General features: G+C 36.9%; 24 protein-coding genes and 2 pseudogenes. 2 read left to right on the forward strand and 24 right to left on the reverse strand.

The genetic code is table 11. The features are described from left to right. Positions 1-6: 6 nt before the first annotated feature. The 9 genes and pseudogenes from fabG to FS486_RS03225 all read right to left on the reverse strand — a co-directional run bounded on the left by fabG (position 7) and on the right by FS486_RS03225 (position 10,697). The gene (fabG, locus tag FS486_RS03185; protein WP_144509816.1) at positions 7-747 is read right to left on the reverse strand and encodes a 3-oxoacyl-ACP reductase FabG; all 741 of its coding nucleotides are present in this window, start codon (positions 745-747) and stop codon (positions 7-9) included. Further along, positions 744-1,631 (reverse strand): intracellular short-chain-length polyhydroxyalkanoate depolymerase, encoded by an 888-nt coding sequence (phaZ, locus tag FS486_RS03190; RefSeq protein WP_144509817.1) that lies wholly within the window; start codon positions 1,629-1,631, stop codon positions 744-746. The genes fabG and phaZ overlap by 4 nt, the downstream gene beginning before the upstream one ends. Beyond that, on the reverse strand, positions 1,628-2,656 hold the full coding sequence (locus tag FS486_RS03195) for a 3-oxoacyl-ACP synthase (RefSeq protein ID WP_144509818.1): 1,029 nt from the start codon (positions 2,654-2,656) through the stop codon (positions 1,628-1,630). The genes phaZ and FS486_RS03195 overlap by 4 nt, the downstream gene beginning before the upstream one ends. Continuing rightward, a pseudogene (locus FS486_RS03200) lies at positions 2,653-3,663 on the reverse strand (branched-chain amino acid ABC transporter permease). Before FS486_RS03200 ends, FS486_RS03195 begins: the two are co-directional and overlap by 4 nt. 6 nt (positions 3,664-3,669) lie before the next feature. Further along, positions 3,670-4,530 (reverse strand): branched-chain amino acid ABC transporter permease, encoded by an 861-nt coding sequence (locus FS486_RS03205; RefSeq protein WP_144509819.1) that lies wholly within the window; start codon positions 4,528-4,530, stop codon positions 3,670-3,672. Positions 4,531-4,543: 13 nt separating this feature from the next. Continuing rightward, positions 4,544-5,251 (reverse strand): ABC transporter ATP-binding protein, encoded by a 708-nt coding sequence (locus FS486_RS03210; protein ID WP_144509820.1) that lies wholly within the window; start codon positions 5,249-5,251, stop codon positions 4,544-4,546. Further along, complete coding sequence (locus FS486_RS03215; protein WP_144509821.1) at positions 5,235-6,002, reverse strand: ABC transporter ATP-binding protein; 768 nt, start codon at positions 6,000-6,002, stop codon at positions 5,235-5,237. The genes FS486_RS03210 and FS486_RS03215 overlap by 17 nt, the downstream gene beginning before the upstream one ends. 98 nt (positions 6,003-6,100) lie before the next feature. After that, positions 6,101-7,357, reverse strand: coding sequence for a substrate-binding domain-containing protein (locus FS486_RS03220; RefSeq protein ID WP_144509822.1), 1,257 nt, complete (start codon positions 7,355-7,357; stop codon positions 6,101-6,103). Positions 7,358-7,487: 130 nt separating this feature from the next. Further along, positions 7,488-10,697 carry an AfsR/SARP family transcriptional regulator gene (locus FS486_RS03225; RefSeq protein ID WP_186321314.1) on the reverse strand — a complete coding sequence of 1,070 codons (3,210 nt, stop codon included), beginning with the start codon at positions 10,695-10,697 and terminating at the stop codon, positions 7,488-7,490. A 136-nt stretch (positions 10,698-10,833) separates the two neighbouring features. On the opposite strand from FS486_RS03225, the gene FS486_RS03230 reads away from it, so the two are divergent. Beyond that, positions 10,834-11,382, forward strand: coding sequence for a GNAT family N-acetyltransferase (locus tag FS486_RS03230; RefSeq protein ID WP_144509824.1), 549 nt, complete (start codon positions 10,834-10,836; stop codon positions 11,380-11,382). Between the two features lie 10 nt (positions 11,383-11,392). On the opposite strand, the gene FS486_RS03235 is transcribed toward FS486_RS03230, so the two are convergent. From FS486_RS03235 to FS486_RS03245, 3 genes are all read right to left on the reverse strand, one after another. Beyond that, a complete protein-coding gene (locus FS486_RS03235; protein ID WP_144509825.1) occupies positions 11,393-11,809 on the reverse strand; it encodes a hypothetical protein in 417 nt (138 codons plus the stop codon). Between the two features lie 97 nt (positions 11,810-11,906). Beyond that, entirely contained in the window at positions 11,907-14,615 is a 2,709-nt protein-coding gene (acnA, locus tag FS486_RS03240; protein ID WP_144509826.1) for an aconitate hydratase AcnA, read from the reverse strand. 116 nt (positions 14,616-14,731) lie between these two features. Then, positions 14,732-15,235, reverse strand: a complete 504-nt coding sequence (locus FS486_RS03245; RefSeq protein WP_144509827.1) for a DinB family protein — start codon at positions 15,233-15,235, stop codon at positions 14,732-14,734. A 129-nt stretch (positions 15,236-15,364) separates the two neighbouring features. On the opposite strand from FS486_RS03245, the pseudogene yfkAB reads away from it, so the two are divergent. Beyond that, positions 15,365-16,027: pseudogene (yfkAB, locus tag FS486_RS03250) on the forward strand (radical SAM/CxCxxxxC motif protein YfkAB); the annotation flags it as partial. A 39-nt stretch (positions 16,028-16,066) separates the two neighbouring features. Here the strand turns inward: yfkAB and FS486_RS19925 are convergent. From FS486_RS19925 to FS486_RS03295, 12 genes are all read right to left on the reverse strand, one after another. After that, positions 16,067-16,219, reverse strand: coding sequence for a hypothetical protein (locus tag FS486_RS19925; RefSeq protein ID WP_186321315.1), 153 nt, complete (start codon positions 16,217-16,219; stop codon positions 16,067-16,069). A 34-nt stretch (positions 16,220-16,253) separates the two neighbouring features. Next, the gene (locus tag FS486_RS03255) at positions 16,254-16,772 is read right to left on the reverse strand and encodes a dihydrofolate reductase (protein WP_144509828.1); all 519 of its coding nucleotides are present in this window, start codon (positions 16,770-16,772) and stop codon (positions 16,254-16,256) included. Positions 16,773-16,840: 68 nt separating this feature from the next. Next, on the reverse strand, positions 16,841-16,999 hold the full coding sequence (locus FS486_RS19930; RefSeq protein ID WP_186321316.1) for a hypothetical protein: 159 nt from the start codon (positions 16,997-16,999) through the stop codon (positions 16,841-16,843). Positions 17,000-17,043: 44 nt separating this feature from the next. Next, positions 17,044-17,214 carry a hypothetical protein gene (locus FS486_RS19935; RefSeq protein ID WP_186321317.1) on the reverse strand — a complete coding sequence of 57 codons (171 nt, stop codon included), beginning with the start codon at positions 17,212-17,214 and terminating at the stop codon, positions 17,044-17,046. A gap of 36 nt (positions 17,215-17,250) precedes the next feature. Continuing rightward, positions 17,251-17,424 (reverse strand): hypothetical protein, encoded by a 174-nt coding sequence (locus FS486_RS19940; RefSeq protein WP_186321318.1) that lies wholly within the window; start codon positions 17,422-17,424, stop codon positions 17,251-17,253. Between the two features lie 52 nt (positions 17,425-17,476). Then, positions 17,477-17,731: a hypothetical protein gene (locus FS486_RS03260; RefSeq protein WP_144509829.1), complete on the reverse strand. Its 255-nt coding sequence runs from the start codon at positions 17,729-17,731 to the stop codon at positions 17,477-17,479. A 195-nt stretch (positions 17,732-17,926) separates the two neighbouring features. After that, positions 17,927-18,124 carry a DUF7695 domain-containing protein gene (locus tag FS486_RS03270; RefSeq protein ID WP_144509831.1) on the reverse strand — a complete coding sequence of 66 codons (198 nt, stop codon included), beginning with the start codon at positions 18,122-18,124 and terminating at the stop codon, positions 17,927-17,929. Between the two features lie 12 nt (positions 18,125-18,136). Then, positions 18,137-19,006 carry a thymidylate synthase gene (locus FS486_RS03275; protein WP_144509832.1) on the reverse strand — a complete coding sequence of 290 codons (870 nt, stop codon included), beginning with the start codon at positions 19,004-19,006 and terminating at the stop codon, positions 18,137-18,139. A 53-nt stretch (positions 19,007-19,059) separates the two neighbouring features. After that, on the reverse strand, positions 19,060-19,638 hold the full coding sequence (locus tag FS486_RS03280) for a sigma-70 family RNA polymerase sigma factor (protein WP_186321320.1): 579 nt from the start codon (positions 19,636-19,638) through the stop codon (positions 19,060-19,062). Positions 19,639-19,718: 80 nt separating this feature from the next. Beyond that, a complete protein-coding gene (locus tag FS486_RS03285) occupies positions 19,719-20,186 on the reverse strand; it encodes a dUTP diphosphatase (RefSeq protein ID WP_260858019.1) in 468 nt (155 codons plus the stop codon). Between the two features lie 233 nt (positions 20,187-20,419). After that, a complete protein-coding gene (locus tag FS486_RS03290) occupies positions 20,420-21,031 on the reverse strand; it encodes a hypothetical protein (protein ID WP_144509835.1) in 612 nt (203 codons plus the stop codon). 181 nt (positions 21,032-21,212) lie between these two features. Beyond that, positions 21,213-21,455, reverse strand: coding sequence for a glutaredoxin family protein (locus FS486_RS03295; protein WP_144509836.1), 243 nt, complete (start codon positions 21,453-21,455; stop codon positions 21,213-21,215). Between the last annotated feature and the right edge of the window lie 9 nt (positions 21,456-21,464).

Here is a 21,464-nt window from a genome sequence, read left to right on the forward strand (position 1 = left end):
CTCTTTTCACATCATAATCCCGCCATCGACTTGTAATACATGACCATGTACATAACTAGACTCATCCGAAGCCAAATATAAATAAGCATTGGCAATATCCCTAGGCACACCGAGTCGTTGTAAGGAAACAATGGATTTCATTTGATCGATAATCTTATCTGGCATTTTGGCTACCATTGAGGTGTGGGTAAACCCTGGTGCAACTGCGTTTACATTGATCCCCTTTCTCCCGAGCTCTTTTGCCCATGTTTTGGTCATTCCGATCACTGCTGCTTTGGAGGCGGCATAATTCGTTTGACCGACATTACCATAAACACCACTCACCGAAGAGGTATTAATGATTTTTCCATATCCTTGTTCAATTAAATAAGGTACAACTGCTTGAGTGCAATTAAAAACACCTGTAAGATTTACGTCTAACACACGGGCGAAGTCGTCAGTCGTCATTTTCGTCAGCATCGCATCACGGGTGATTCCTGCATTATTGACTAATATATGAATTTCTCCAAAATGGTCTATTGTCTGCTTTACTAAAAAATCTACACTTTCTCGATTTGCTACATCTACTTGAACAAATTTTACTGTGTAGCCTTGTTCTGACAATGCTTTCTCTTGTTCTGCCCCTTTTTCCACATCATAATCGGCTAGAACAACTTTTGCCCCTTCTTCTGCAAAGCGTTGAGCTGCTGCCAAACCAATACCATTTGCAGCCCCTGTTATAATAGCTACTTTATCCTGTAATCTCATAGTTTTACCTCCGCTTTTAAAAACGATTCGATTTGATTTGTTAACTGCTCCAAATCATCGATTAATGGAGAATGCCCACAATTGACTAATGGTATATACACTGCATTATCTCCCAAATCAGCAACGATTTCCTGTGTCATTTCTTCCGTAACAACATAATCACGATCTCCTCGTAAAATAAGTACAGGCATTGTAATATCTTTTGCTTGATTTGTTCCGTTTGGTTGAGAACTAATATTAAAGGTGTTTAATGCATGATACACATCCGCTAAATTTCGCTGGGTTAACATATCATCCACATAAGCATCGTAATGTTCTTCACATGGCTTGCAATGTGTATAGATTGCGGCATTCCAAACTGCCTTTAATCCTTCTCTGTTTTCTGTATCATAAAGCGCTTGCATCGGGATGGTTTTGGAAGTGTCTGTTTCCACCTCTTCAATAGTTTGTAGTCGGTGGGCAAAGTTTTGTGAGCCATCTGCATTTGTTCCAAAGAATGGATATCCTCTAGTGGAAGCAGAAGCAAGTAGAACAAGCTTTTCACAATAACCTGGGTAATCGGCGACAAACTGCATACAGATAGCCCCTCCAGTCGACCAGCCAATCAAGTCGAAACGATTTAAATTTAATGCATCTATAAAGCCTTTTAAATCATCAGAAAAGTCTTTTATACTTTGCACACGATTTTGGTAAGTTGACTCACCAAATCCCCTTAAGTCAATTGCATATATCGTATAAACTGAATCTAGTTTATCGATTAATACATCCCAATGCTTAGAGGACGTCATATTTCCATGTACCAAGAAAAGTACTTTTTGTCCCCCATGGCGCAGTCGATAAGCGATAGTCTCCCCATTAGTCAATTGTACGGTTTGTAAGCTCATTTTGTAGTTCTCCCTTCTTGTTTTCCCCATTTTACTGCTACGGCTCCCCATGCGTAGCCGATACCTGCACTAACTAGTACTGCCAAATCTCCATCTTGCAATTTCCCTGATTCTTGAGCAAGTTCTAATGATAGGATTTGATCCAGCTGGCCGATATGACCATAATTACTTAAGTAGGTAGACTGCTCACTAGTTAAGCCGAGTTCCTGTAACATAAAATCATGTGCTGATTTTTTCATATGAAGTATGGCTAAATAATCAATATCATTTTCCGAATAACCACTTTTCAATAACGCATGTCGAATAACTTTTAAAAAGTTTTGCATCGATTTCTGCTCGAGTCGTGTTTTCATTCCTTCCGGGTCTATTACATCTAAGCGGTATAATCCTTTTTGCAAGTGCTCCACAGTCAGGGGTTCTTTCGTTCCTCCTACAGGTATGACAACATCTTCGGAGAAGGATCCATCAGTCATAATATCTGATTCTAAAATAAGGTTTTCTAAATGGTCCTTTTTCAAGATTATTGCTGCTCCACCGGCTCCAAGGTTAAACATAAAACGAGTCCGCTCATTTGTATAATCGATAAAGTCACTATTACGGTAACCGCCAGCGAGCAAAACAGTATTGATCGTGGAATCCGTCTGCATTAAACTTTTAGCTACCTTGATCGCCATAATGGTCGTTCCGCATCGAAGTGCGACATCAAAACCCCAAGCATGATATGCCCCTATTTCATCCTGGAGCTTAATTGCAGCAGTCCATAAAGGATATTCCTTATGTTCCTCTCCTATATAAATGACCAAGTCGATTGTTTTAGGATCAATATTCCCCTTTTGCAATGCTTTTTCAGCTGCTTTAATTCCCATTCTTACTGTGTGATCATCTGGTCCTGGGATTGGCTTTTGTATAATCCCCATTTTGTTTTTCACTACTTCTAGAGGTAAGCCTGACAGTGTAGCAATTTCTTCAGCCGACATTATGTTGTCTGGTATATATACCCCTGTACTTACAATACCTATATTCATTTTGTTAGCCCCTTTCTAGCAGGAGCAGCTACTTCCACTTTTGGTACCTTTTTTTTATGTTTCATAAAAGCGTGGCGAAGGGTACCGACAATCCCTCTAGGGAAGAAGATAACTGCCAATATATAAATGATTCCGAAAAAGATGATCCATCTTTCAAAAATAGGATATTCCTTTGCAAGTCCAGATAAATAATGTTGTGCAAGTTCAATTACTCCTGCTCCTATAATTGGACCGATTAGTGTACCAACTCCTCCTATAATCGTCATGAGGAGAGCATCTAGTGTGATATCCATCGTCAGCACACTTGTATTCACAAAACGTAATGAAACAGCATATAAGGAGCCTGCCAAACTCGCTACAAAACCTGCTACGACAGATGCGATCACTTTATAATGCAGCGTTTGAAAGCCTAGCGATTTCGTCCTCTGCTCATTTTCACGTACAGCTATTAGTACTCTTCCTAGGGGTGAATGTACGAATCTGCGTAAAAACAAATAAACTAATACGAGGCAAGCAAGAACTAACAGATAAAACATCATGCGATCTTTAAAAAACTCGGGAGCTCGAAATGTGAAACCGTCATTTCCGTGTGTGAGTGTTCTCCATTTCTCTGCCAATACCAAAAATAATCCAGAAACGGCTAAAGTCAACATCGCAAAGAAATGACTCTTTAACCTCAATGTGAGGAGCCCTACTAGGAAACTGATGATACCTGCAATAAGCATACCGACTGCTATTTATAAGAAAAAAGTTACTAAAGTGGGATCCAGTTTGTTTAACATAATAGCGGTAGTATAAGCACCCATTCCAAAAAACATGGCGTGGCCAAAAGAAACGATTCCCGTATAGCCTAGTAAAATATCATAGCTCATGGCCAATATAGAAAAAATGAATATTTGTGTGAGTAAGATGGTCCATGTTCGCGAATCAGATACAAACGGGAAGACGACGAATGCTGCCACTAGAACAAGTAAGATCCAGTTATTAACTTGGAATTTAGTTTTCATCTTCCATCATCCTTTCGCGGTAAATAATCCTTGCGGACGGAAGATTAATACAATTGCCATAAGCATCATATTAACCGCAAGTGATAGAGCAGGCACATAGTATGCCATAAAGCTACCTGCAAGCCCAACTAGAATGGCAGCAAGAAGAGATCCGGAAAAACTACCCATGCCCCCGATAACAACTACGATAAATGCTAAAATCGCAAATTCCATTCCCATTTCCGCATAAACCACTCCAGAATAAGGGGCCATAAGGACTCCTCCTAATGCTGCAAGAGCTGCTCCTACCATAAATACATACAAAAATACTTGTTTAATATTAATACCAAGTGCCTGCACCATTTCTTTGTTCATCACTCCCGCTCTAACAATCAGCCCAATTTTCGTACGCTTGAGGATGAACTGGAAGATTCCAAATACTAAAATTCCTACAACAATGATGAACAATCGATACTTTATAATAATGACATCGCCTATTTCCCAACTTCTGGACAATAAAGGAGGCGTTTTTGCGGCCAGTTGGTTTGGTCCAAAAACTACTTTTAACATCTCAGACAAAACAATCATAAAACCGAGTGTTATGAGAATTTGTTGTATATGATTACCGTAAACAGGTTTAATAATTAACTTTTCTGTTATAAAGCCAAGCGCTGCTCCTGTTAAAATGGCCCCAAGGATGGCCAAGGTAAAACTATTCGTAAGTCCATAAAACCAGACCCCTGAAAAAGCGCCCCATGCAAATAAGCCTCCATGTGCAAAGTTCAATACATCCATTAAACCGAAGATTAAGGTCAGACCAGCTGCCAGCAAAAAGATGAGCATGCCAGTTGCTAGACCATTAACCAATAAATTGATAATTAACTCCATTCTTAGATCCTCCTTACCCGATTCCTAAATACTGGCGTTTCAAATGTTCATTTTGTATTAATTCGTTCATACTCCCTGATTGAACGGTTGCACCGTCATCGATTAGTGTGTATGTATCTCCAATTTTACTTGCCATCATAAAATTTTGTTCTACGAGAATAATGGTCGTTTGTTTTTTCATTTCTGCTATTGCTTCCATCACTTTTTCGATAACAACCGGTGCAAGACCTTTTGATGGCTCATCGATCAACAATAGTTTGCTGTCATTAATAAAAGCACGAGCCATTGACAGCATTTGCTTTTGCCCCCCTGATAAATGGCCCCCATCCTTTTTCCAATATTTCTTTAAATCCGGGAAAAGCTCCAAAACATATTCTTGCCTTTTTAAAGCTGCATCATCTTCTTTTCTCATCGCAACTTTTAGGTTTTCTTCTACTGTGAGTGCGCCAAAAATCCCTTGATCCTCTGGTACATAACCAATACCGTTAGATGCAATTTGATGAGTGGCTAGTTTCGTAATGAGCTTATCTTGAAAATGGATTGCTCCGGATGTTGCAGGGGTCAACCCCATAATTGTTTTCAGAGTAGTAGTCTTACCAGCTCCGTTTCTGCCCAACAGTACACTCACTTCACCTTCTTTTGCTTCAAAAGAAACACCTTGTAAAATATGATACTGACCTATAAATGTCTGAACGTTTTCTACTTTAAGCAAGATGCTCATCGTATAACCCTCCTAAATAAGCCTGTTGCACTGTTTCGTTTTCCATGATGTCAGCAGGCGTTCCGTCCGCTAGTAATCTTCCATTAAACAGCACCATAATAGAATCAGATAGATCCATAATCATATCCATCTTGTGTTCAATCAATAAGATCGTTTTTTCACCAGTTTGTTTAATTTGTTTAATCACGTCTAGGATTGCCGGGACCTCTTCTAAAGACATGCCGGCAGTTGGTTCATCTAACAGCAATACCTCAGTATCAAGTGCAAGTAGCATCGCAATTTCTAGTTTTCGTTTTTCCCCATGGGACAGTTGGTTAGCAAAAGCATTAGCTTTTTTCGAAAGTAGCACGGTTTCTAGCAATCTTGCCGCCTGTATATGGAGTTCTTTATATGCTTTGAAATGTCGAAACATTTGATATCGAATATTTTCTTTAGATTGGACCGCTAACCTTACATTTTCGATAACGGTAAGATTCGGAAACACATTTGTAATCTGAAAGGACCGTCCGAGTCCCTTTCGTGTCCGTTCAACGGAAGAATAATTCGCCATAGATTCCCCTCTAAAAAAAACATCTCCTTCGGTAGGCTTCAGCTCTCCGCTTATCAAGTTGAAAAAAGTCGTCTTTCCAGCGCCGTTAGGGCCGATAATCGATTTAAAATGTTTTTCAGGCATCACAAAATTCACTTTATCAACAGCAGTCTGTCCGCCAAACTTTATCGTTAAATTCTCTGTTTTCAGTATTGGTTCCAACTTCGTATTCCCCCTTCTTCTGTCGCTCTCCATAGGTAGGATATTGTCCACCCTATGGAGAGCGACAGACCTGAATTTCAGGTCGTCACTTCTTCATGTTATTTAGTGTTTAATATTGGTGGCTCGGTTTCTTCTGGTGATAATTCTCTTATTAGTACCGGTACCGGATAGTCTACCCCCTCTTGTTTTTCTAGTTTAATAGAGTAAAGAGGTTGTAATGCTTGATGATCCTCCGGACGGAATGTCATAGTACCTTTAGGTGTTTCAAATGACATTCCCTCCATTAGTTTGATCAGTTTAGTTCCATCTGCATCTCCTTCTGATTTTTTCAATGCTTCTACGATGGATATAGCTGCAGACATGCCGCCAGGAGTGAACAAATCAGGCACTTGCCGGTTAAAGCGTTTTTTATGCTCTTCAACTAACCAATCATTTATTGGGTTATCAGGTAGCGTATGATAATAAACCGAGAATCCTTCCATCCCAACTAAAGGTTCCATAATTGATAGCGCAGGAATATCCGGGGCTCCTGTAGAAATTTTGATGCCTTTTTCTTGCAATTTTAAATCAGCAATTTGGTTCCACGGTGAGTTCGCACCTGCCCATACAACAAAGAGATAATCTGGTTTTTGTTGAATAATTTTTTGTAAATTGGATGTAAAGTCGGTAGCAGCTGGATCTGCATATTCTTCCAGTACAATTTCAGCACCAAGCTTTTCAGCTGCTGCTTTAAATGCCGCTATACCATCCCAACCGAATGAATAGTCTGGTGCAAAAGTGGCGATTTTAACACCTGGACCTGCAATTGCTGCTGCACCTGCTACTGCATCTTGTGAAGAATTACGGGCTGTTCGGAAAATATATGGGTTAAACTCTGAACCCGTAATACTATCTGCTACAGCAGGTTCAACAATCATGATTTTCTCGTATTCTTCTGCTAGCGGAAGAACTGCTAATGTGTCCCCCGAACTAGAGGAGCCAACAAGAAAATCTACTTCATCTTCTTCTAGTAGCTTAGTAGCCTTTTGTACAGCGACTTCGGGCTTCGTTTCAGTGTCTTCGAAAATGACTTCAATTTTCTTACCCGCGACTTCCATCGTTCCACCTGTCGCATATTCCAGACCCAATTCAAACCCATTTTTTGTTTGCTTTCCATAAGACTCTAGTGCTCCAGTTATAGATGCAAGGACTCCAATTTTTATCGTCCCGGCATTTTCCTTCACTTCCCCTGTTACTGGAGTTGTTCCTTCATCTTTATTTTCATCTACTTGCGTGGTATTTGTTTTATCGCTACAAGCAGCACTGAAAATTAGGACGAATACAAACATCAACATTAAGACCCATTTTTTTGGCATGTAAATCCCACTTTAATCCATTTGTAAGCGTTCTCATGCTTCTGTTTTATCTTACATAACAGGAGTTACAAAAAAGTTACAAAAAAACCGTTTGCATTAAGCAAACGATTTTTTAGCGTAAGTACAAAGCTCATCCATGGCTTATAATCATTTCATACATTTGAATGGTTGTATTCATCGGCTCAATATTTAGCTCATCTTCGAGTACTGCCACACACCTTTCATACCATTTTACAGCCTGGCTTCTGTTCTGTTTCTGATAAAACGCGAACATCAACAATCGGTAAGCTTCTTCCCAGGTAGGATCTTTTTTTAGTAGTTGTTCCGCCCAATAAATCGTTCGATCAAATTCTTTTAATCGTGTAGATGTCTGTGCCAGTCGCTCTAGTACAAGAACATATTGCTGCCGTGCCTTTTCACGCTCATGTAAAATCCAATCGATAGTTGTTTTATTTTCCAGCAATTCTCCTTCATATAATTTTACAGCTTTCAATAATAGATCTTTACATAAAGTCGGATTATGTTCATCTCTCCCTTTTTCAGCTAATTTCATAAATGTTTCTAAGTCACTTTCTATGACTGCTTTAGGGTTTAAACGGTACATCGATTGTTTGCGGATAACAAAATACGAGTCCTCCCTTGCTACCCTATTTGGTTCGATTACTTTCAGTAAAGAATTTAACGTCACTTTAAAATCACGATCCATTGTTTTTTCGTCATTTTCTCCCCATAATGCACGCATTAATTCTTCTTTTGGAACAAAACGATTTTTCTGCAAATATAGATAGGTCAACAGTTCTTTAGATTTATCCCTTTGCCATTTCCGTTCGTCAACTTCTTTTCTTCCCATAAACAAAACAAATGATCCTAGTAGCCGCAGATTGAGTTGGTATCCAGGATAAGTGATACTTGTATCAATTGACAACGTCGTCGCAATCTGGTGTAAATGGATATCATTTGACTGCTTGAAGCATATCTTTTGGATAAGTGGTAAGTTCATCTGTAAATCTGCCGGTCCAAATATCGTTCTACTCTGAACAAAAAAGTGAAAGTTATGTTGGACACATATGTCAGCAAATCTTTGTGCATGCCGGATCTGGTCTTCCTCTATTCCTAAACGGCTACATATACACATCAACCAATAGTTGGCAATCATTTCTCCGTAGACATCCCCTCCACTTATAAAGTGCCCAATTGCTTCGGATCCAACTTGTATAGCCTGTTCAAACTGTTCATGTTCAAAATATACGATAGTTAAACAAAGTAAAATATACGCAGACAGCCAATAATCATTTCCTGTATTCGTTTCTTGCAATCCTTTTTTTCCGTAGGAAATTGCTTCTTGAAGCCTTCCTTGTCTGGACTTAATCATGGCTAAGCCCATGTATGGTTCCGCTTTTGCCCTAGATACGCTCAATTCATCCATCCTTTGAATTGCTTTCATATAGTAGGTTTCGGGGCATTCCAAATCCAGGGGATTGGCTAAAAATTCTGCATGTCCTTTCCTGATCCAACCTACCGCTTCAACAAATCCAGATTTTTCTCGTATCCCCATTTCAATTCCTTTATTTGCAGAATGTATTGCTTTCTCCATCTGTCCAGATAGGGAATAAATGAAGGATAATAATACTTCTGTTTCTCTATGGGAGTCAGGTAAACCTTTTTCATCTTTCATTCGATTTTCTAAAACGTGTTGCGCCTCATTCAATTGGACTGTCCGCAGTAAAATACGAGCATCTAAGTTTCCTTCTTTTATAACAGCGGCCTCCAGCTGCTCTTGCGTAACCAATTTCCTCGCATCATTTGCTCTTCCCAGGTTCACTAAATTTTCAACAAGTAATCGTTTTAAAAATAGTCGTTCTGATTGATGGATTTCCTCACTTTTATCTGCCCATTTCACTGCCTCTTCCAAATAACCTTTTGCAAGGGCAGGCTGTATCGTGTCTAAATAAATATGTGCTATCCCAGCATTAGACCGACTAACAAATTGAATATCTTGGTTTTCTGTTGCTCTCTTCAAACATGCCTTATATGACCTTCTTGCCTTTTCGTAAAATGCTCGGTAGCGATGACATTCACCTTCAAAATAATAAAGCTCATAAAACTGTTTTCTAGCTTCTATTGAAAAATGATCTTTCAGCAAGTCCAGTAACCAGTCAAATTGACCAGCTTTGATCATATTTCCTGCAAACGAGATGACTATTTCTCCCAAGAAGATTTCATCTTTTGTTTTAACAGCATGGTGTATCGCCTGTACAATATTATTTTTTTCTTTAAAATAATTTGCTGCTTTTTTATGGTTATCATAGTAAACGCTTATGTCCTTTTGTATCCACTTGTCTTCTAGAAATTGCTGGAATAGAGCATGAAAGCGGTATGCGTTTGTCTCGCTTAATCGCTGAATGAATGCATTACTCGTTGACAGTCTGTCTAGCTTTTCGGCTTCTACTTTTCCAAAAAAATCTTGTATTTCTTTTACATTGAACAATTGGAAAATACTAAAGTTCAATAACGATTGCTGGTCTTCGGGTGACATGAACGAGAAAACTTCCTCAGACAAATAAGAGAACAAATCTTTTAATGCAGGATCGAAAAATTGTGTGATTTGCTTATTTGTCTCTGCCACCTGCATAGCAAGTAGATGGATAGCGATTGCCCATCCTTCTGTCAGTCTCATGATTTCTGATGCTTCTTCCAAGGAGATGATCTTGTCGAAATAATCCTCAAAAAAAACTTGAATTTCTTCTTCTGAAAACATAAAGTCAGCTTCAATTATTTCTGTTAATTGCCCATTTAATTTCATTTTCAGTAAAATAGACCACTTTGGGCGTATGCGCGAGGCTACGATCAAGTGAACCTTTGGAGGTAGAAACTCGATTATTTTCTCTACTATATAATTGATAGAAAATACATGGTCCACTAAATGATAGTCATCTAGCACAATACAGAAAGGCTCTTCTAGAATAGAGAGCTCATTACTAAATAAGGAGTACCAATGCGTTAGTTCTGCTTCTTTTGGATACATAGATAGCAAATCACTATCCATTAAGCTTTTACCAAAAGTAGGTATTACTTTTTTTATGCTTTGAACTAAATAGTTTAAAAATGGAAGAATATCGTCGTCTTCTTCTGTTATCGTATACCAAGAAAATTTTTCTCTTGAGTCAGAATAATATTGTGCCAGAGCAGAACTTTTTCCAAATCCTGCACCACTATGTAAGAGGGAAAGTTTGTTTCGGGAACTTGTTTTTAGCTTTTTAATAAGGGACGATCTTCTCATATAGAAAGAAGAGGCTATAGGTGGGGTTAGTTTAGACATAATTATCGTTGGTTGTATCATTCTTAACGCTCCCATCAAATAACTTAATCTATTAAACTTATCCTATCATATTAATATTCATAATTGAACGATAATTATGGTATAGTTAGGAATATAAAAATAGGATAAAATGCCATACAAATAAGGGGGCAAAATAATGGAATTTCCCGTTTTAGAATCAGAGCATTTAAAACTGGTTGAAATAAAAGAAGAACACACAGATAGCATATATCGTATTTTTTCAAATTCAGAAGTAATAAAGTTTTATGGTATGGCACCTTTTACTCAGGTAGATGAGGCAAATAATCTGATTAACTCTTTTTCAAAAGGTTTTAAGGAAAATCGTTCAATTAGATGGGGCATTGTCCTAAAAGAAACTGAAGAAGTAATTGGAACAGTTGGCTTAAACAATCTAGTCCGAGCACAGAAACGTACTGAAATAGGGTATGATCTGCTCCCTGAATATTGGAGAAGAGGCATTGTTAGCGAAGCGGTTGAAACTGTGATTCGCTATTGCTTTAACGAATTAGCTCTTTTTCGCATTGCTGCTGTTACTTTCACAGAAAACGAATCCTCCTATAAGCTTTTACTGAAATTAGGTTTTCAGAAGGAAGGATTATTAAGGGGATATATTTATCAAAATGAGCAATCAAATGATACTTTTGTATTTTCTTTAATACAGCCTGAGTGGAGAAAATCCTTTTAACATAGTTGTCTTACCAATTGATACTCTCGTCATTACTAACTTTTACTTGAAATATTTGAGGATCTAAGCTATTTTTGATGATATAGTCATTAAAAATGGCTATTATCTCTTTCTGTTTATGTTCATTTGCTTCTCTATTTGCTAATACTACTTTCACTAATATTTGATCCTTTGCATTTATTCCTACGAGAATATGGTGTTCATATCCTTTTTCTTTTAATCGATCACCAACTTGTTCATACAGCCCGCCTTGTTCCATTAGCGTAATTTGCAAAATTTGAGTTTCGACTGAGCCTAGTTGAAATAACGGCGAGCAAATATCTACAATCTTTTTAGATGTTGGTGTATATACGATTAAAGCGATAGAGAGAAGGATCAAGAAAAAACCTATTAGTAAATTCTTTTTTCTTCTTTTCGTCTCATTCACTCCTACTCTTTTTAGAATAATCATATGATTTATCGGTAGAAGCTATTCGAAATAACAAAAAGGCCTAATTCATACGAATTAGGCCTTTTAACGTTTATTATCCTTCTAATACTTTATTACGTAGAACCATTTGTAGGATACCACCATGACGGTAGTAATCTACTTCTACTTCTGAGTCGAAACGAGCAAGTACATTGAAGACTTTTTCAGTACCGTCTTCAGCTTTTGCTGTTACTTGTAGAATATCACGAGGTTTTACACCTTCTGCAATATTGATACTAATTTCTTCTTTACCAGTTAAACCTAAAGTTTCAGCATTTTCACCAGGTAAGAAATTAAGTGGTAAAACACCCATCATTACAAGATTTGAACGGTGAATACGTTCAAAGCTTTCAGTAATTACTGCTTTGATACCTAAAAGATTAGTTCCTTTTGCTGCCCAGTCACGAGATGATCCCATTCCGTAATCTTTTCCACCAAGTACTACTAAACCAGTACCCGCTTCTTGATATTTCATTGCAGCATCATATATTGGCATAATTTCTCCTGTTGGCCAGTAAGTTGTGTATCCACCTTCTGTACCAGGAGCTACTTGGTTACGGATACGAATATTTGCAAACGTACCACGCATCATAACTTCATGGTTACCACGGCGTGAACCGTATGAGTTGAAGTCACGTACTTCTACCCCATTTTCGCGCAAGTATTTACCTGCCGGCGTATCTTTACCAATCGCACCAGCTGGTGAAATATGGTCAGTCGTAATTGAATCCCCAAATTTCGCAACTACACGAAGGCCAGCAAGTGTTTGGATATCACCTGGCTTTTTCGATAGTCCTTGGAAGAATGGTGGATTTTGAATATACGTTGATGTGTTATCGAATGTATATAATGATTCAGTTGAAGTTTCAATCGCATTCCATGCTTCGTTCTCGTCAAACACACGTGCATATTCTTTTTGGAATAATTCACGTGTAACCACTTTATTAAGCACAGCATTTACTTCTTCAGTTGAAGGCCAAATATCAGCAAAGAACACGTCATTGCCATCTTTGTCTTTACCGAATGAATCTTTTTGTAAGTCGATATCTACTGTTCCAGCAAGTGCATAAGCAACAACTAATGGTGGTGAAGCCAAGTAGTTCGCTTTTACTAGTGGATGTACACGACCTTCAAAGTTACGGTTACCAGAAAGAACAGATGTTACGAACAAATCTTCATCAATGATTGCTTTTTCAATTTCTGGAAGTAAGGGACCAGAGTTACCGATACATGTAGTACATCCGTAACCAACAGTATTGAAGCCAATTTTATCTAGATATTCGTTTAATCCTGAATCTTCTAGATAACCAGTAACAACTTTTGAACCTGGTGCTAATGATGTTTTAACATAAGCAGGTACCGTTAATCCTTTTTCAACTGCTTTTTTCGCAACTAAACCAGCAGCTAGCATTACATATGGGTTAGATGTATTTGTACAAGAAGTGATTGCAGCGATTGCTACAGCACCAGTCGGTATTTCTACATCGCCATCTGCAAATTTAGCAGTTGCTGTTTTATCGAATTCTTTTTCTGTTAAACCGAAACCTTGTGTACCTTGAGGAGCAACAACTGCTTCATGGTAACGAGCTTTCATATCAGAAAGAGGAATTAAATCTTGTGGACGTTTTGGTCCAGAAAGGTTTGCTTCGATTTGTGTCAAGTCAATTTCAATTACATCTGTGTAAACCGGTTCTAATGTTGGATCAAAGAACATATCATTTGCTTTTAAGTAAGCTTCTACTACAGCGATGTGCTCCTCGTCGCGACCAGTTAAACGTAAGTAATTAAGTGATTCTTCGTCGATTGCGAAGTAACCACAAGTTGCCCCATATTCTGGAGCCATGTTTGCAATTGTTGCACGGTCAGCAAGTGGTAATTTAGATACCCCAGGACCAAAGAATTCTACAAATTTACCAACTACACCACGTTGACGCAATACTTGTGTAACTTTAAGTGCTAAGTCAGTAGCAGTCGTGCCGTTTGGAAGGTCCCCAGTTAACTTAACCCCAATTACTTCAGGAATTGGGAAGTATGAAGGTTGGCCAAGCATTCCAGCTTCCGCTTCGATACCACCTACACCCCAACCTAAAACACCAAGACCATTGATCATTGTTGTATGTGAGTCAGTACCTACTACTGAATCTGGGAAAGTTTCTAATATGCCATCAGCATCTTCATTTACATGCACGATTGGAGCCAAGTATTCTAAGTTTACTTGGTGAACAATACCTGTTGCTGGTGGAACAGCACGGAAATTATTGTATGATGTTTGAGCCCATTTTAAGAATTTATAACGCTCTGCGTTACGCTCGAACTCAAGATCCATGTTTGCTTTTAGGGCAGTTGCAGTACCATATTTGTCTACTTGTACAGAGTGGTCAATTACAAGGTCTACTGGGATAGCAGGATTGATCTTATCAGGATTACCACCCATTTCTTTCATTGCAGAACGCAAAGAAGCTAAGTCCACTACTACTGGTACACCAGTGAAATCTTGTAGTACTACGCGTGAAGGTTTAAAAGGTACTTCCGCTTCTGTATCAGCGTCTTTCCCCCATTTTGCTAATTGGTTTACATGATCATCTTTGATTACATAGCCGTCATATTGACGTAAAACGGATTCTAATAATACTTTAATTGAATAAGGAAGGCGTGATACATTTGCGATTCCCGCTTCTTCTAATGCTGCTAAACGGTAGTAGTTATACTCTTTACCATTTACAGAAAAAGAAGTACGGCTGTTGTGTAAATTACTTTTTGCCATTTCTTTTCCTCCTAATGTCTATTGAAAAGACTCTATTCTAGTGACTTCTCTCCAAATTCAATCATACTCGAATAAAGTCTATAAGTAAATTACATTAATATTATAATAAGTGATAATTATTTCTTATGACCTTTTATCTTCTCAATTGTTTTTTCTAATTGCTTTAAATGTCTCTTTTCATGCAGACCTACGAAAGGAAACCACTGAATAAGTGGTACTTTTCCAAAAACGGGGTGTTTTAAAGATTTAGATCTTAGGTCAATCAGATTGCTAGAGGTATAAACAGAGAGCAACTCCATTCTCGCTTCGTGGAGCAATGCTTTCATTTCATCTTTTGTTTGGTAGTCAGAAGTTGGGACTGTATGGCTTGGTGCCTTAACTTTTACAAACCGCAACGTCGAAATTTGTATTGGCTTTTTCTTTGCTTTAGGACTATTTGGATCAGCCAGTTGTGCTTTAATACCTTTCGTAATCGTTTTTTCCATCTTTACTAAATGTTCAATAATTTCTTTTGGAGACCAAGTTTCGGCGTCTGGTTTTTTGTTAAATTCTAATTCTGTTAGTGTATCTACCTGTTGAAACAAGGCAGCTCTTATTTCATTATTTTTTTCGATAAACATATTATTCCTCCACTCATAACTGATTATATATGTTATACCCTATACCTTGCCTATGCAATCTTTCCGTCACGCTATATTTTCATTTTCACTAGAATATGAGACAATATAATGCTGGAAAGGAAGTTTTATATGATAGCAACAAATAGTATGACACCATTGAATGACCCGTGGGAGGCCTATCGTGATATCGAATCATACGGGAAACTTACATTATCCAATATTGAATTCACGACAACTAATCTTTGTAATATGCGATGTGCACATTGTGCAGTCGGCTATACATTACAATCGAAAGATCCGAAAGCACTTCCAATCGAGTTGATCATTCAAAGACTGGAAGAAATACCACATCTAAAAACGGTTAGCATTACAGGTGGCGAACCGATGCTGTCAAAAAAATCAGTGATGAATTATGTGCTACCGCTTTTAAAATATGCGAATCAACGCGGAGTTCGTACTCAAATAAATTCAAACCTTACTCTTGATCCTGACAGATACTTACTTATTGCCCCTTATTTAGATGTCTTACATATTTCTCATAACTGGGGAACAATTGATGAATTTGTTGAAACAGGTTTTGCGATGATGGAAAGAAAACCGACCTATGAGCAACGAGCAAGTTTGTTTCAACGCATGATCGATAATAGCAGGATGCTTTCCGAAGCGGGTGTTATGGTATCAGCTGAGACTATGCTGAATAAAAAGACATTGCCCTATTTAGAGCATATCCATAAACAAGTAGTAGAAGAGATGAAATGCGCAAGACATGAGATACACCCTATGTATCCGTCGTAATGAATCTTGTAAGTGTTTTAGGCAAAAGAAAAAACACTAGCTTAATTCAGCCAGTGCCTTCTTAACGAGTCTTTTGACATCCAATTTACCAACGATAGTTACTTCCTGTCCTGTGGATAAAGTAATTATTTCAATCTCTCTGCCTTCTTGTCGATACTTATCTAATATCTTATCCATTCCACTTTTCAATGAACATTCTCCTTCTTATTAATATTATAATAATTTACTTATGTAGATAAGTTACAAAGCAATAACTACAATCCTCTTCTTCACTGAAATGCCATTCTGAATACTTATCTACATTAAAATACTCTTTCAGAATATCTTTAGGGAAATACGTGTCAGCTTTCTTTGCTTCTTTGTCAATATGAGTTAAATGAACTTCATCTGCGTATGGAAGGAAAAGCTTATATACCTCTGATCCACCGCAAATCCATATATCTTTGGTTTGATTCCCACTCTGGTAATGGTTTATTATTTGCTCAACCGAGTTCATTACAAAAACTTCAGGAGGATGAGGAAAATTACTATCTCTAGTTAACACTACATTTACACGACCAGCTAATGGCTTAGGTAACGATTGAAATGTACGTTTTCCCATCACACAGAAATGACCGCCCTCTACTGTTCCAGTAGTCAATTCTTTAAAGTGTTTCATATCTTCTGGAATACGAAATAATAAGTCATTCTTGTATCCTATTTCATTATTCTTGCCTACTGCCGCAATCATTTTTATACTCATGAAATACCTCTTTTATTCTAGTTATATTTTTATAATTTACTTATGTTAAATATAATAAAACATGATTTTTACTTCTCTTCATAAAAGAAGATGCCATCAACAGCTTCAATCATTTTATCCATAGCATAAATACGACCCTTATTAAATTCGCTCATATTGTCACCTATGATTAACAGAAGGTTTTCTCTTTCAAGCTTCAGATATTCTAAGATTGCTTTGTTTTCCATCTTCTAAGTCACCTCCATTTTTCTTATAAAACGAGAATATTAATCTATTTGTATTTACCCTCTACATAAATTTCTTTCATGCGATTCCAATATTCTTCATGAGTTAATTCTCTGATGTAGTATTCTACTCCAAGTCTTCTTGATAAATCATTTGCCGCCAATTCATTGTCAAGCGTGTAAATGTGCTCTTCATTTCGGAATATTCCATAAGACATCTACTTTCCTCCTTTAAAATAAGCATTTTGAACGCTTTATCCACTTAAAACCCAATCTAAAGTTTCTATCTTACTTATTAACATACTTTTCAAACTGCTGTACTCAAGCCATTTCCCATCATATTTACCTCGCCAAAAATCCTTTTCGAGAGCTTCTAATTGATCTTTTTGCATATTTAACCTAATTCTAGCCATTTGCTCTGTTTGCATCTTCCTTCTCCTTCTTATGAAAAGTCTCTTTTATTGTGTAACGAACTGTGCATCAAGAACTCATTTCTTTTACCAGAACATCAAATTCTTCTTGACTCATATTATTTGGCACAAAATAATTAATAACATTGTCAAATGGTTTAATATAATGCTTTAGTATTGATTCACCTTCTTCTCTATTAGCTACAGTTCCAGTTACATTGTTTAAATATTCTTCTCTAGTCATGTTCCAATGTGTCGGACAGTCAACAATTGTTGAAAATCTACAATACAACCCATTTGGCTGTTTCGCAATAAATGATCCCATCTAATTCACCCCTTTGTTGATTTACAAGCTTCTACTTATCATTTAGATAATCCATGTAAGATTCTCTACACTTTTCACTGCAAAACATTTTGTTCTCTTCTGTTTCGTTTCCACACTCTCTACAAATCATCTTTTCTTCCCCTTCACTATATGTGCTTATCATGTCTAATTAAAATCTACTTTTTGTTTATACTTTTATTCATACTCCGATAAGTCTTCAATGTGGTCTTCCAATGGAAAGTCAGGAAATGAGCATTTTGCATAAGCTAGTCCACCATCTACAGCCACTTTTCCACACTTACAAAATTTAAAATCGTGTCGGTCATATGATTCAATTATGTCATCACAATGCTTGCATCTGACTCTATTACGTCTTAGTTTAGGCTCATTCATTCAATTGTCTCCTTATATTCCTAAATCAAATTTCATATTAGGCTTAATGGGATTATAACCAATTAATTTAAAATCCCTGTCTGTAATATCATAGAAGTTAGTACCGTCTGGGACATTTAATGTGAAAATTGGCTTTCTACCGCCTCTGTCTACTCCCTCAAATGTTAAAGCCCTCTTCAAAAGTTCTTTAGCTTGTTCTATTTGACGGTCATACAGATGTAAATTCTGAACAAAGTGAGCAAAGTTTCCTACTTTATAGCTGCAATGTTTCGCTATCATCATCTGTAATGCTAAATATTGCATTTTATTTATATGCCCAGCGACTAAATAATCCGATGAACGCTGCGTTAAAGTTAAATCAATATACTTACTATCAGAGCCTTTTCTCTTGACTACGCTTATTTCTATCTCAAACGCACAAGGTTTCAAGCCTTCTGTTTCAGCAAAATCTTTTTCTTGCCATAGATTGATAATATGTCGCCTTCCGAATGGGTCATTTATAAGACCATCTAATAGCTTATTCATCAGGTCGTAACGTTTAACTGTCGCTCCGTAACGTTGACCAATTGTTCCGTCTCCTATGTTCCAACTATCCCACCAATGTATATTGTGCTTCTCTTTTAATACAGACAGCTCAGAAGTTTGATCTTGATAAATCCACCTTACTTCATTGATTCCATTCTTTATTGAAATAGGTCTTAATACTGTAATAGGTATTTCACCTTTAGCAATGTCATACTTTTCAAATACCTGTGTAATAAATTGTGTGTGTGCAGGTTGTCCATCACTCTCATATCTTGGTCTTGGATTTTCATCAGTCGTTCCATTTTCAATAATGTCAAGCATGTTTTGGATAAAGTACGTTTCAGCTTTATTTAACATTCAATCTTCCCCTCTATTAATTTGATAATATTATAATAACTCACTTATGTTAATTATGCAAACAATACTCGCTTTAGTTTTTCTTTATTCGTTTTTAGTAACTGACTACAATACTGAGGAGAGCAATCTAGCACTTGCCCTATTTCATCAAATGTGTATTCTAAATAACGCAATTCAACAATCCTAATTAACTTGTCAGCAAATTTACCCTTCAGATTTTCAAGGATTGTTCTGACTTCTTTCTCTCCATATCCTCTATCTTCTTCTCCAACCACATCATGTAGTAGTAAATCTTCATTTTCTTTGGATGAAAACGCTACATCTAGGCTATTTTTATCCAATAAAACTAGACTTTTATTGTCCACATTATTTAGACTATCCTTCGGTAACTCGTCCTGTATAGACCATATGATGTTCTGTATGGCGTGATTTCTCATCGTCTTACCTTTTTTCGGATCAAATGTCCTACAAGCTCTGTAAAGACCGATTCTACCATACTGAATTAAGTCATCTGTGTCTAAACCATGCGTAGCTGCGAATTGTTCATGTAATGGAAATTGTCGTCTTATTGTTTGCCCAATGTATTTTTCGTTCTCTCTATATAATTTGTCTGCTTGTGTCTTTGTCTGCAAAGTGATTCCCCCTGTTGGATGTTTTGTATTTGGATATAAAAAGAAGGAAGGGATTGATTCCCTCCCTTTAGAATAATTGATTATTTAATTCCCGTACTTCCGAATCCCCCGCGGCTAATTACATCTAATTCTTCTACTTCTTCAATTTCAACTTCAGGCATTTTACGTTGAATGCGGAATTGACAAACTCGATCATCAAAGTTGATAACTGTATCTCTTGTTGCATAAACAGGGAATCTCCATTCATCCTCATTACCTGAATAAGAATTATCAATTACTCCATAGTGATTAGTTTGGATGATACCGTAATTCTTAAATGTGCTTGAGCGTGGTACTACATTTGCTTCAAAGCCTTCTGGCAACTTCATTCCTACACCTAGCTTAATTACTGCTGATTCTCCAGCTTTTAATTCAACCGTTTCAGCTACTCGTAGATCAATCCAATCCCCTTTAGTGATTTTCTCTAACTTTGTGATGTCTTTATTGAAATACTTAACCTTGATTTTTAGAGGAGCCTTAGACTTTTTTGCTTGTTTCTTAGCCTCAATCACAGTCAGATTAAACAAACGACATTCCACTAATTTTGTAGTACGTTCTCCTGTTTCTTTGTTTTGTGCTGTAATTACTTCTACTTTTGCAGTGTTAGTTTGATTATTGATAAATGTAACTTTACCGTTTTCTTTTAATTGCTTGTCGAATACTAAATCACCTAATTGGATTTTTACGAATGTCATTGTTTTATTTCCCCTTTTGTTCACTTATTTTTATAATTTACTTATGTTTAAAGTTTGTAGTAAGAATGTGGCTTGCTTATGTCTATTTCTGTATATGCTATATTCTTACTTATTCTATATATAGTCATTGTTGAAGAATCATATAAACTAACCAATTCGCTCTTTCCAAATCCAGCTCTCAATAAATGCTTTATCTCATAAACATCAGAAGGCAAAAGAGTATTTGTACCCTGTTTCCTTAGCTTATGACTATTTTCATTTTTGAATAGCAACCATTCCTCGACCTCTTTCAAGTAAGACCACCTAGCTCCAGTATAAATAGATCCAATCGTTGCTCTGTCCACATTGTATTCGTGGGAAAGTTCTACGTGTGTTTTGTCAGCTTTGTAAAACTGCGAAACGATATCTCTGACCTGATTTTCAGATAATTTATTCATCCCGTTTGTTTCTCCAGTAGTTCTTTTATAAAGACCGTTACTGAATCCTTTTAATTTAGTATCACGTATTCTTTCTATTTCTTCCTGCGTTAATCTTCTTCCTCTAACACCGTCGCCACCTATGGTTTGATTGAACCCATCAGTTAATGTGTCAAACAAATCGATATAAAACATCTCAGCTTTATTTAATGTTTCTTCATCAATGCAACTAAACTCTACCAACACATTGTATTCCAGCTTCCCATACTTATTAAAAGCTCTCTGCAAATGTTTGTTAAAATGAACATTGTTCTTTAGTTGCCATAGATGGTGTCTGTATCTTGTAGAACTATCTATGTTTGAATCTTTACCAATATATTTAACATCATTGATGACTAGTTCATAAATTCCTTGTGTCATGGTATTAAAGCTGTGAAATAAGTCGTTCTAATTCAGGTGGATTAAATCCATTAGAACGAGCTATTTCATTTCCATCATTGTCTAGTAGAATCGTTACTGGCACTGACATAATACCATACTTTACAGCTAATTCTGTATTCTCCATGATGTCAAATTCATCATATACAACGCTATTAGAATCTAAAAATCCACTTACCATCGTGCAAGGATTGCAATTTTGCTTATAAATTTTAATTAATTTAGTCATCTAATTTCC

The sequence above is a fragment of the Bacillus sp. FJAT-22090 genome (assembly GCF_007676755.1).
Lineage (GTDB): Bacteria > Bacillota > Bacilli > Bacillales_A > Planococcaceae > Psychrobacillus.